The sequence below is a fragment of the Alishewanella longhuensis genome, assembly GCF_014653435.1.
GTDB classification, from domain to species: Bacteria; Pseudomonadota; Gammaproteobacteria; order Enterobacterales; family Alteromonadaceae; genus Alishewanella; species Alishewanella longhuensis.
On record NZ_BNAO01000003.1, the window covers coordinates 331,808 to 344,566 of the forward strand.

The 12,759-nt window shown below is 43.8% G+C and carries 6 protein-coding genes and 1 pseudogene; 2 read left to right on the forward strand and 5 right to left on the reverse strand.

What is annotated here, in order from left to right:
• The coding region (locus IE163_RS08575; protein ID WP_308430898.1) for a choice-of-anchor U domain-containing protein at window positions 1–1,347 on the reverse strand (1,347 nt) is incomplete at its 3' end.
• 341 nt (window positions 1,348–1,688) lie between these two features.
• On the opposite strand from IE163_RS08575, the gene IE163_RS08580 reads away from it, so the two are divergent.
• Window positions 1,689–2,222 (forward strand): ECF-type sigma factor, encoded by a 534-nt coding sequence (locus IE163_RS08580; protein ID WP_189432241.1) that lies wholly within the window; start codon window positions 1,689–1,691, stop codon window positions 2,220–2,222.
• 45 nt (window positions 2,223–2,267) lie between these two features.
• The gene (locus IE163_RS08585) at window positions 2,268–4,994 is read left to right on the forward strand and encodes a serine/threonine-protein kinase (protein ID WP_189432244.1); all 2,727 of its coding nucleotides are present in this window, start codon (window positions 2,268–2,270) and stop codon (window positions 4,992–4,994) included.
• Between the two features lie 148 nt (window positions 4,995–5,142).
• On the opposite strand, the gene IE163_RS08590 is transcribed toward IE163_RS08585, so the two are convergent.
• From IE163_RS08590 to IE163_RS08605, 4 genes and pseudogenes are all read right to left on the reverse strand, one after another.
• Window positions 5,143–7,446: an Ig-like domain-containing protein gene (locus tag IE163_RS08590; protein WP_189432247.1), complete on the reverse strand. Its 2,304-nt coding sequence runs from the start codon at window positions 7,444–7,446 to the stop codon at window positions 5,143–5,145.
• A 189-nt stretch (window positions 7,447–7,635) separates the two neighbouring features.
• Entirely contained in the window at window positions 7,636–8,640 is a 1,005-nt protein-coding gene (locus tag IE163_RS08595; RefSeq protein WP_189432249.1) for an ATP-grasp domain-containing protein, read from the reverse strand.
• A gap of 144 nt (window positions 8,641–8,784) precedes the next feature.
• Window positions 8,785–8,907: pseudogene (locus tag IE163_RS17975) on the reverse strand (SHOCT domain-containing protein); the annotation flags it as partial.
• 152 nt (window positions 8,908–9,059) lie between these two features.
• Complete coding sequence (locus IE163_RS08605) at window positions 9,060–12,725, reverse strand: InlB B-repeat-containing protein (protein WP_189432251.1); 3,666 nt, start codon at window positions 12,723–12,725, stop codon at window positions 9,060–9,062.
• Between the last annotated feature and the right edge of the window lie 34 nt (window positions 12,726–12,759).

Genomic DNA, 12,759 nt, shown 5'->3' on the forward strand with positions numbered 1-12,759 from the left:
AGTTAAACTGCCGTTACAGCCGGTAACGCTAGCAATCGCAAAACCACTGTTAGGGGTAACCGTAAAGCTAGTAGTTGCGCCATGCACAACTGTGGCACTGCCTGGGCTTATACTACCGCCATTACCCGCACTGGCCGACACGCTGTAGCTATTTTGGCTAAAGCTGGCCTGCACACCACAAGCACTGGTAATAGCCCCCGTGGTATAGGTGTTACCATTTAAACTGCCGTTACAGCCGGTAACGCTAGCAATCGCAAAACCACTGTTAGGGGTAACCGTAAAGCTAGTAGTTGCGCCATGCACAACTGTGGCACTGCCTGGGCTTATACTACCGCCCTCGCCCGCCGTGGCGGTAACACTATATTGCTGCTGAAATGCTGGGCCACCCGGATCTTTAATGATGCCATTAATCTCACCATCACTATCGCCTAGCTGGCCATCAAAAATGGTCAATGTTAAGGTTTTGCGATCTGCTGATACTTCATAGTGTGAGGTAGGCAACACATACCAACCCGGTGCCGCATCTAGAGTGCTTGGGCCAAATTTGTAATAGCTAAAACTATCCGGTAAAGCCACTGGATAGGAAAACGTAATAACTGCCGAGCCACCAGCAACACGCTGTACGGCCGTAAAGTCAAATAACCCATTAGGAAAGGACCAGCCAGCTGGCGGTGCTTGAGTTGGTGATGCAGTGTGACCACTTACCGGAATAAATCCCTGGGTATCGGCGTGAAAATAGACTTCATCAGTATTGATAATGCTCGCAGTCATAATGCCCGCTACCTCAGGCAGCTCGCCTGCAATAACTTGTTTGGCAAAAGTAGCAGCTACAGAGCAAGCAGAGGTAATAGGTGCAGTGCGATATGTGTTATCTGTAAGGCTGCCGTCACACCCGGTAATTGTGGATAAGGTATAACCACTTTCAGCAGTTATAGTTAACTCAGCTATTACGCCATGCGAAACAACCGCAGTTTCCGGGCTAATACTTCCGCCTTCCCCCGCCGTGGCGCTTACCGTGTAGCTATTCAGGTTAAAGCTGGCTTGTACACTGCAAGCCGCGGTAATAGCACCGGTAGTGTAGGTATTACCAGTTAAACTGCCGTTACAGCCCGTGACACCGGCAATGCTATAACCTTCATTCACGTTTAGCGTAAAGCTGGTAGTTTGGCCATTTTGCACGCTGCTATTGCCGGGTGAAATACTTCCACCGCTGCCAGCGTTGGCTGTAACTGTAAATAGTTGTGGCTCATCTTTACCACCACCACAAGCACTTAATAAAACACCGCAAAATACCCATAACGTAGCTTTAGTCAGCGTTCTAAGCTGTAGCATGCTGTTCTGCCTCATAGCGTCCCCGAATCCTTTTTTGATCGGCTTACCTTATCGGAAAGAACAACAGCGACAAACCCACGTAATTTAGGTTAAGTTTCGCAAGCTAGTTAAAAATATTTTTATTATTCACTTTAACAAACTCAATAATAATGTTTTCTGAACAAAATTATGAAAGTTAACAAAGCACTTAAAAGATCGCTTTTAGCACAAGGTTCCTTTATTGGCGTTAGATATATAAAATGCTATAGCAATAACCAAACATTTGAACAGGCACTTCAACATTCACCTCAAAAAAATGTTGACTCAGCGCATAAAACCCCTAAATTAAGCTTAGGTTAATTAAAGGGAAAGAATTTATGCCCACTGTATCAACTCAATCTTTAACGTCTGCAGCTGCGTCACAAATATTTAACTCGCCCGACATTTACTTTTTAGTAAAACAATTAGCACACAACCATAAAGCGGCAGTGTGTGATGCCGAGCTAGACTGGCACTCCACCACTGGACTCGTGCATGAGGTGTACTTAAAGCTACAGCAAAATCGCGCAGAGCTGATAAGCGATGATCAAAAACAACTGCTGCGACAGCTTAGCCAAGTATGTCGCTGCGTAATAATAGACTTAGTGCGCAAACAGCAAGCCGAAAAGCGCCAGCAACAGGAGGAGGAAGCACCACAAGCAGCACTTGATATGAAATTACTACAATTAGACAAAGTACTCAGTGAGTTAGAGCACCATTATCCCGAACAAACTCAGGCCGCTCTTCTGTACTACTTTGGCAAACTTAATCGCGATGATATTGCCAAAGTGCAGCAGGTACATCCGCGCACAGTAGATAACTACCTAAACTTTATTCGCACAGCGGTAAAAGCCGAACTGTTAAGCGCTTAGGGTTTAAAGCATTTGCATCATTAAAAATAACAAATAAGACATAATATGATGAATTTATTCCAACTGTATTTAGACGCTGCCGCACTTCCAACTTATCAGGAACAACAACACTTTATTGATACCCTGGCGCAGAAATCAGCCAAACTTGCCGAAAAACTGCAAGCCTTGCTTGCCGATAGCAACAATACCCTGCATTTAGCCGACGATATCCGCCATGCCGCCAAACGCTTACAACAGCAAGATATCTCCGGTGCGCTAACCGGTTCACGACTCGGCTACTGGCAGCTAGAACGCATTATTGCCCTCGGCGGTATGAGCACCGTTTACTTAGCCAGCCGGCAAGATGGTCAATTTGAACAACAAGTGGCGATTAAAGTATTAAACCCACTCATTTTCCCGGTAACGACTAATAGCAAAGCCTTTGCTGAAGCCAATGTAGCAGCAAAACTTAACCATCCTGGCATTACCAAGGTTTTTGACGCCGGTATTACCGAATACCAAGGCCAGCAAGCCCATTACATTGTGATGGAGTATATTGACGGCCACAGCTTGGATACCTGGCTTAACAACAGCAAGCCAAAGCTAACAAGCGTGGTGCAGCTTTTTATTGCGCTTTGCGACGCCCTGCACTACGCCCATACGCACCAGATTATTCATGCCGATTTAAAACCTGAGAATATTTTGGTAGATGAACACGGTAAACCCAAACTCATTGATTTTGGTATAGCACGGTTAAAACAACAGGACGAACAAGCACCGGCTTATGTGCAGCATTATGTGAGAGCCCTATCGCGACACTATGCCAGCCCAGAGCAATTAAACGGCGAGCCGCTGACCACGTTGTCGGATACCTACAGTCTGGGTATATTGCTGAGGTATGCACTAAAAACAGCAACAATACAAACAACCTTATTAGCGGATGAGCTGAATGTTCTTAGCGTTAAAGCCACCGCAGAGCTGCCTGAGCAACGATTCTTATCTGTTCATGATCTAAAGTCTGAGCTGATTGCACTTACCGAGCAACGGCCGTTGAGTATACAACCCGCTGTTCCGTTATACCGGCTGCGGAAGTTTATCCGACGCAATCCGATCGTAACGGCGCTATTTACTTTTGCATTTATCTCTATTGGCACAGGTATCGCAGGCACCAGTTGGGGATTTCTGGAAGCAACCAAACAACGAGATATTGCTACTGATGCCAAAAATTTAGCTGAGCACAAAGCGCAGGAGCTTGAGCAGGTTGTGCGCTTTCAATCGGCACAGTTAGCAAGCATAAACCCCTTACAGCTAGGCGAAAATTTAAACACCATCATTCAAAACGCCGTTACAAAACTTTATCCCAGCGATGCCATTGATGATCTGCGTTATACCGAGTTACAGAGCTCGCTAAACTACACTGATATCGGCCTTTCGCTATTGCAAAACACTATTTTCGACAAAACCATTATTGCTATTGATGAGCAGTTTTCAGAGCAACCCGATATTCAAACTCAGTTGTTACGCACTACAGCTGTTACGTTAAACGAGTTAGGATTGCAAAATCTGGCGAATGAGACCTTTCAAAAAGTCATCCAGATCCAGCAAGGCTATTTAGGCGAATCTAATAGCAAAACCCTTCAGAGTCAGGTTTATCTAGCTGAAGTGCTTTACCACCAACGTAAAATAAACGAGGCAAAAACACTACTGGAAAGCATCTTACCAGTACAACAAAAGGTGGTAGCAGCGAATAGCGAAGATTTATTACAAAGCCTAAACATCTATGGCTTAGTGTTACTGTCGTTGGGTAACTTTACCGAGGCAGAACAAATACTGGAAGAAGGACTGGCGAAGAGCATAGCAGCAGATTCTTCTTATAAAGAACATTTTTACAATAACCTGGCGACGTTATACTACCAAACAGGTAATACAGAAAAAGCCATTACTTATCTCGGTTTAGTAAGAGAGGTTTATAAAAGTAAATTTGGAGAAGAAAATCCGCTTTATCTAACCGCAACCATAAATTATGCTGCGTTAAACCATCGGCAGGGAAATAGCGACTATGCCAAGGAAATTTTTGGAAGAAATCAGGTGCTTCTAGAAAAAGTGCTTGGAAACCAGCACATTAACACTTTATTGAATCGGGCTAATTTCGCCAGTTTATTAATAGATAAAAATGAGCTTCCTCAAGCTATCTTACTCCTCAGTAAAAATATCGCTGATGGCACACCACTGCTAGGTGAAACACATAATTCGGTTCTCATTTGGCATGACAACCTGGCGACAGCGCATCACTTTTCTGGAAATTTTGAGTTGGCGCAGCAGCACTATGAGCACGCCCATAAACTTATGCAACAACAGCGGGGCGAGACTCATCACACAACCCTAAACTCACAGATCAAACTTGCAAGGCTTTATAATGAGCAAGAAAACTATGCTGCCTCTGAACAGTTGCTATTAGACGTTAAACAAAAACTAGAGCAAATAAATCAGTTAAACGGCAGGCTATTCTTAGATGTGCAATATGCGCTTGGTGTACTTTACCGAGACATGCAATATCCTGAACTGAGTTTGACTCAATTTGAAACCTTATTTGCGGCTAACCAAAATATTCTTAATGATAACCACTGGCAATTGGGTATGTATAAAATGGAGTATGGTATTACCTTAATAGCATTAAAACGCCAAGAGGAAGCCAAACTACATCTCACTGCAGGCATTGAACAATTGCGCCGTTTAGTTGGTGACGAGCATAGAATGACATTAAAAGGGATTAAGCATTTAAATATGCTCTAAATCTAAGACTGTCAAAATAACCTACGTACATTTTATTTATTGTTTGCAAGTAAAGAGCCCGGTTAACAACTCCCGGGCTTTTTACATCCACCAACACGGGTTAATTTAAACCTGCTAAGCCTAAACCAAGTTAGTCTACTTAGCAGGGTTATTCCACAGCAGGTAAGTCTGGCGTAGTCCAATGCATCACGCGCGGCATAATCTGAAACTGGTTGCGTCTAACAACGTTGTACTCATAACCCGTTACAACACCGTCTTTTTCGTATAAAGGCACTATAACCCGTAAGTTACAAGGCTCACCCTGCACGCAAGCCCCAGATTGGTAATTTACTGCAAGGCCACGCTCAATAAATAACGCATTGTCTTTTACTTCCCAGGTACCTGCAGACAAAGACCCTGTTGAGGTTTTGAAGTCACCAACGCACAAACTGCCCAAGTCGGGTCTTACGCCATCACAGTTGAAAAATGGGCTACGCGCGGTGCCATCTGATGCCAGTACCCAGCCAAACCAATCGCCGGGCAAACGCACTCTACCTTGCCATTCCTTATTTCGCGAATTTACAGAAGACAAGATAAACTTGCTGGTACCCGCAGTAGCAGCTAATACATTAACAACACCCTCGCCACTAACAGGTAATGCACTCTTTAATGCACTAAATCGCTCTACCAACTCTTCATTTGAAAAGGTCGTTAAAACCGTATAAGCACTATCTAAGGCCCGGGAGATTTGTAACTCCATCTGGTTAAACTCACCGCTATCAAACGCATTTGTCGCTTTCAATGTCAGCGTTTTTTTATCCTCAGATAAGGCCCAGGTTAAAATAGATCCCTCGTAAATACCGGTAAAAGTCTCAAAAGTACCATCTTCGTTTAAGGTATAAAGCTCGCTTTCAACCTGACTGCCTGATAACTCCGGCAGGATCCAGATTTTTGACTGCGCCAAATCAAATTCAAGCGGTTCAGCAACTACTGCCGACTCACGCACATATCTAACAATAGCCGATCCAGAACTAATACGTGTTGGCGGTGTAATACCTGCACACTCAGACCCGGCTACAGGCTCGTTCTTGATAAAAGATTCCACTTCGGCAACAAGATAATCGGCTGTTTGTTCTAGAACAGTAAACTTAGTAAACCCAGAATAACCAATTACATTAATCTGGCTAGGACAACCATTAGCTTGCCAGGTTGCTCGGCTGGCGTCATCTGGCAGCAGTCCAGAGAAAGTTTGAAAAGAGCTAAAACGCTGAAAACCCGTTTTGTCTGGATCGACAATCTCAATAGTACTTCCAGATAAAGTTATAGGTTTAGTAACCGGCTTAAACTCACCACCTACGTTAGTTTGCACAATAAAGGTTAAATTATCGTCAGCAAAATGAATATTTTCGAAAGTTCTGGCACTCATAAAAGCAGGTGTATCAAACACCCTTAAATAATTACCAGACAAGGGCTTAGCTGCGGGTAAAACATCGGGATCACCCAAAGTCGCTGCTTTAGCTAAACTTAATGGGCTATTTTCGCCCTCACTTGCCGCCTCCACAAAAGCAGTAAAGGCTGCAGTGTCTAAAACAAACTCTTCAATGGTGTTATACCCCTCGGGCAAAGTAAAAGCGGGGTTATCAACTAACAACTTTATCGCCGCAGCGGTGGTTAGCAGTTTTTCAACATCCAGCGATATTTCTGCTTCGGCTAACTGCTCTGGTGTAAGCTCAGCTTCTCCAACTAATTGTTGGATCAGTAAATCTCTTGCCGTGGTAATTTGAGTCAGCTGCAAGGCTGAAAGCTCTGCATTACTAATTGCTTGCCCATCCTCACGCATTGCTAATAAAGCACTTGCTGTGTCCGTTAAACTACTCAAAGTAACAAAACCTTGATTATTCTGTTCAGCGCCTTGCGCAATAACGCGAATAATCTCATCACCAACAGCAGAGGATAATAAAATGGATAGTGTATAAAAACCCTGACTATCAGCAGTTGCAGTAAAGGTCTCACCGTTAATCTCCACTTTTACTGTGGCATCGGCGATAGGAGAGTCAATAACTCGACCGGTTAAGTTAATAGACTGCTGGCCTGATACATTAACTGTTGCAGTCGCGGTGCGTGTGCCACTGGTAACCGTATAAGTAAAAGTATCAGAACCTAAAAACATACCCGCAGGTGTGTATCGAACTCTATTATTAACAATCTCAGCGGTGCCCAATGTGGGCGCCGTTACCGAAGTTAGCGTTAAAGCACCGCCACTACCAGCAGTATCATTTGCTAAAACATCAATATCTAAAACCACATTATTTAACGAAATGGCAGTATCATTTTGTGCTACTGGTGCAGTGGCAGCAGGAGGGGGTGTGACTATAACCTCTTCCTTTTTAGAACTCCCTCCGCAAGCAGTTAACAAAGCAAGCGAAACAGCAGAGATAAGGTATGGTGAATTGAATTTAGCTGTCAAAGCCATGAGTAAGGTCCTTTACTGTTGATTTTTGGCCGTAGAAGCATAGTTGAGAATGATTAAAAAACAATGTACGTAATTTGGTCTAATTTTCGAATTTACAGTAATAATTTTTCTCAAAGCATGAATAGCTTAAAAAGTCACGCTGTTGCCGAACATCCTTTCGGCAACAACGGAATGAAGTCAAACAATTAACTAACGAACAAGCAAATTAACAATCGCCTCTTTCACAGCAGCTCTGTACGGGATTTTATAGTTATATTCATTATTAGGGCCTACCCACATGGATAACAAATCCATACAGGGATTGGCTTCAAAAACAACGATTTCACCATTCTCTTTCAAAAAGCAGTCTATTCCATAAATATCTAACCCAATTTTTTTATGAATGTCGGCTAAGGTTTTTTGATACTTAGGGTAAATATCACTCTGGAATGATTCTAAATAATGCTGCTCATCGTCTCTTAACGACGACTCTTGCATCATCAGGTTGTATCGATTTTCTACACTGACACACCAAGAGTCTGAGCTCAAAAAGTGTTGCGGATAAAATTTCCCATCAACCACGGCTATCCTAGCTTTTCGATAAAAATCTGCCGTTTTTAGTCCTTCGATAAACTCAATCAAGATGAATTTTGTACCCACACTAAACCAATCAGCTAGGGCCTCGAGTTCAGATTCATCATTAACTTTGCTCATATACTGCGAATTATGATAACCCGACAATCTAACAATCAATGGATACGCAATAGCGCTGTTTTTAATTGCTACCTTCAATTCTGAGACCGTGTTGGCATTAACCGCGGCTGTTTGGGCAACTTTCACCTTGTCCAATCCTTGTAAAAGCCTAGGTAGCGCTGTTCTGGAGGTTTTATAAACATCGCCGGGATCATTAACGACCTGTGTTAACGCAAGTTCTTTAAAAAACTTATCTATCGCAGTTAAACTGTTATAACTGCCATCAGCATCGCCAACTAAATTCACAACTTTAAAACTATTGACATCTTTGGGAAGTGTAATATTTTTATGAACCCCCAAAATAAATAAATGAAAATATTTAACCAGATCAGCCGCGCCTAGCAGATTAAAGTCAAGAATTGGCAAAATCCCAGAACATTCTATTTTTAACTTATTGCCATCCCTAGTTAATTTACTGTTGTTATTATCATCTGGGCCAACCATAAATATAACGTTTTTCATTTTCTATCCTGCTTACATTAGAAGCATGCAGTATAACTTAAGCATTCACCTTAGCCACAAGGGAAAAAATTATTGTTTAACAAATAGAAAAGGCTTATAGCATCACTCTATAAGCCTAAAATAAAAATCATTAAACTGCTGCGCTCACTCCTGAGCTTTACCGTTGCCAACGCTCACTTTGGTCAAATCTGCTTTATTAAGTATTTTCTCTTTTTGTTGTTGAAACTCGGCGTTTGTTATAACCCCTTTATCTTTTAAATCGTTTAGTTTTTCTAACTTTTTCCATTATTACGATTATTTGCCAATATACAAACTATGCAAAAAGCCAAATAAAAAAACTATGAATTCAAAATAAGCAAACTTAAATACAACACTTTGGCGGCGTATGCCGCCAAAGACTCCAAAATGTACCCAAAGACTTAGCGATCAACAGTATAAAGCTGAACAGCTAAACCTTGCCGGGTTTGTACTTGCCAACTACCACCGGCGGCCATGCCATCTACCGCGCGACAAAACTGTGCTGAACGCTCATTCAGCGCCACAACAGTCGTTTTATCTTGCTGCAACAAGGTCAGGTTAACCCCATCCACACGACCGGCCACAAACACACAAACCTCGCCAGCCTGTTCTTCAATTCGCACCGCAGGCGCTGCCTGGATATTGGCAGCTAGCTTCTCTGCTAGCGCCATTTGTTGCGATTTTAGTATCCGCTGGCCATCATAAAGTGACCAAGAAACCAAACTTGCCCCCTGATGCGTTAATGGCACCGCAAAACTAATTTGCTCAGCACCGTCACCATGCCCAAAAACCAGCTTTTCTACCGGTACCGGTAAGGGTGCGCCTTGGCTAAACTCAGCTAACACCGTAAAACGGCTATTAGCCTTTAACACCGGCGAACGTGCTACCTGCATAGCCTGTAACACAGCAGGTGCTGCTGCATCACTTAAGTCAAAACGATAAAACATCGCTGCCTGAGGCACAGCTTTAGCCGACCTCGCACTGGCAAACTGCGCTTCAACTTCTGCCGCACTTGGATTGCGCAAATGTAAACCCGGATTGCTTTGTTGTTCAGCAATATAATCTTGTACTAACTCTAGGTTGTAATCCGAAACATGCTCGGTACCACAGTAACTCATCAGATCTTTATAAATACCTGGAGAAAGTAACGTATTAAAAGAGAGTGGGACACCATAGGTACCAATAGAAGCGCCATTGTAAGGATAATTGGCGTCAATGCCAGAAGGGTTGCCGCAGGGCGCATGCTGAAGATTCAGATTATGGCCAAGCTCATGGCTTAACGTATAGTCTAGCTCACCAAAGGGCACCAGGCCAACGCCTGTCATACCCGGTCGCCATGCCATACCACCCCAGCCATCGTTATTCATTTCACGGGTGTAATAACCATAGTAAAAACTCGTTTCGCCTTCCGCGACCTGCAAATCGTATAATTCACTAAGCATACTGGAATTATTATTCACATTTGCTGCTGCCGACAAGGTATAGGGCTGACGCTTGGTAATATTTACGCTGGCAAAAGGCCACACCGTTAAAATGGAGTTTTCGATCAGGCTGTTCTCAGGCACAGGCGCCAGCATATCACCGAGTTTAAAGGGTACTATCGTTAAATCTAGGCTATTTACCGCGGCAAACTGTGGTGTAAAGGTTCTCTCGCCATAGCCTGCAATATTAACCACTATGCTAACGCCAGGCTTAGCAGAGCTCGCCGGTAAGCTCACCAGGTAACTTTCGCTTAAACTGCCTTGCTGTTTTTGTGCTGGCAATTGTGTGGGCGCTGTAACAGTTAAGGGCGTTCTAGTTGCGCCATCCTGCAGCCAGGCCTCAAGCACGGGCGCCGCCTTGTTGGTTACCGATACCAGATGTAAACGCAGTTTAGCCGCGCGGTATGGCACTAAGTAAGGGTTACTTTTCGCCACCACTTGCAACCAATCTGTCCCGTCTAAATAAGGATCGCTTAAACCTGCAGCATGCACTACCCGACCAGCATTTATCTTTGTAGTCGTTTTAACTAAACCGTTATCAATAACTAAGTGTGGCTCGGTAACGTCCTGATTAAGCTCAGGCACCAGCCAACTGCGCGTCAAATGACAGTCTTCCAGCACCTTAACCGGGGCTCGAGGCTGTTGTTCGCCTAAATTTAAATGCAACTCACAGCGCCAAGGTCCGGTGTCGTTTGAAGTAAGTGACCAGTCTAACTGCAAACCGTTGTTATCCATGTTAGCGGTTATTGCTAAGTCTGTAATAATATCACTTCCTACATTACAACCTGTATCGTAAGGTGTGGCCCAATTATACAGCTGAACATAATTCCCACGGCGGTTTAACTCTTCAATAACCGCAGGTGCTCTGGCAAAGCCCGTAGTTTTAAAACAACCACCAGCATAAATTATGGCATTATTATCGGGGAACATATTTAACAGTGGGCGCAAATCAACTACTTGCGAACCATACAATGATAACCGAGTTAAAAACCGTAGCCCCATTAACGGATTAAGGTTACTCAGTTGGGTATAGTTTGCCGAAAAGTCTCTTAAATTATCTAGCATGTTGATACGTTCGGCCGAGGAGAAATCAGTATTATCCACATACAATGTCGTTAGTGGCATACCAGAGATAACGCTAAAAGCATTGTCTGGTAAAGGATTACCATTTAAATACAAACTCGATAACCGCAAACCAGCCAATGCCGTCAAATCTGGAAGTTTATTATACGCCAGGTTTAAATAGCGTAATTCATTAAGGCTACCGAGCGCCGGTAAGGTATCAAGTCCCATACTTTGTAGCGAAAGATCACGCAGTGCAGTAAGGTGCGAGAAACCGGGTAAGCTGGTTACCGGATTATTACCGAGGTAAAGCGCTGTTAATTTTGCTGGCTGCTGCTCTGTAGCTAAAAGGTTAAGTATTGAAAAGTTATCAATATTATTACTGGAAACATCTAAGTACTGTAAAGAAGTAGCATATTGCAACCCATCTAAACGCGAAATGGTTAGCCCACTGGCACTCAGGTTTGTTAACTGTGCTAAACGTGCCGCTGAAACCGGCTCTGTTAACGCGATCCCTAGCTCTATTTTCACTGCTCTGGCCAACTGCGCATCCGCAAACTCAACAACATCGACCGGGTTAAATTGGGCAACAATGGCACAAGAGTCAGTAACATTCTCTACAATAAACTTATTGTCGGCAAAGCGCCCATCGCACCCATCTAATTGCTTAAAACGAAAACCATTATTGGCAGTAACTACAAACTCCGCCTGCCCGCCTGCAGGAATATTGATACTGCCTGGCGTAATAGTGCCGCCACCTGTTGCTACCGCAGAGATGGTGTATTCACTCGGTTTAAAGCTGGCAGTAATATTACAAGCGGCCGTAACAGGCGCCGTAACATAACTCAAACCTTGCAGCGTACCATCACAGCCAGATACCGATGCCACAGAGTAGCCCGCTGCAGGTGCTAAGGTAAAAGTTAAACTGTCATTATAATTTGCCACTTGCTGCGCCGGACTAATAGCACCATTACCTTGACTGCTAGCCGTAACAGCAAACTGCAATACCGAAAAACTGGCTACTACTTCGCATGCAGCGGTGATCGCGGCAGTGGTATAACGATTGCCCGCTAAACTCCCACCACAGCCAGTAACGCCAGCAATAGCAAAACCCGTATTAGCGGAAATATCAAAAGCCGTTGTGTCACCATGCGGCACGCTCACAGCATTAGGCGCAATAGTACCGCCATTGCCTGCTGATGCTGACACTGCATAGTTTTTCTTATTAAAGGTAGCCATAATACTGCAAGCTGCAGTAATGGGCCCGGTACGGTAAGTCGTGCCGGTTAGCGTACCCGCACAACCTGTGACACTGACTAATTCAAACCCTGTGTCAGCCGTAACGGTAAAAGAAGCCGTTTGCCCTTGCGATACACTAACCGAGGTTGGCGAGATACTACCGCCAGTAAAGCTGCCGACCTGAATAGTATAAGTAGGCGCAGGAGTAGAATCACCGCTCCCACCGCCGCAAGCACTTAAAACCAAGAGTGATATAGCACCCACACAAAGGTCACGATATTTCATAAAACTCCTTTTCAAAGGTTATCAACAACGCAGT

What these genes read in the sequence shown, in the direction of transcription:
- IE163_RS08585 (WP_189432244.1), top strand. Translation starts at nt 2,268, where the DNA reads ATGATGAATTTATTCCAACTGTATTTAGACGCTGCCGCACTTCCAACT.
- IE163_RS08595 (WP_189432249.1), bottom strand. Translation starts at nt 8,640, where the DNA reads ATGAAAAACGTTATATTTATGGTTGGCCCAGATGATAATAACAACAGT.
- IE163_RS08580 (WP_189432241.1), top strand. Translation starts at nt 1,689, where the DNA reads ATGCCCACTGTATCAACTCAATCTTTAACGTCTGCAGCTGCGTCACAA.
- IE163_RS08590 (WP_189432247.1), bottom strand. Translation starts at nt 7,446, where the DNA reads ATGGCTTTGACAGCTAAATTCAATTCACCATACCTTATCTCTGCTGTT.
- IE163_RS08605 (WP_189432251.1), bottom strand. Translation starts at nt 12,725, where the DNA reads ATGAAATATCGTGACCTTTGTGTGGGTGCTATATCACTCTTGGTTTTA.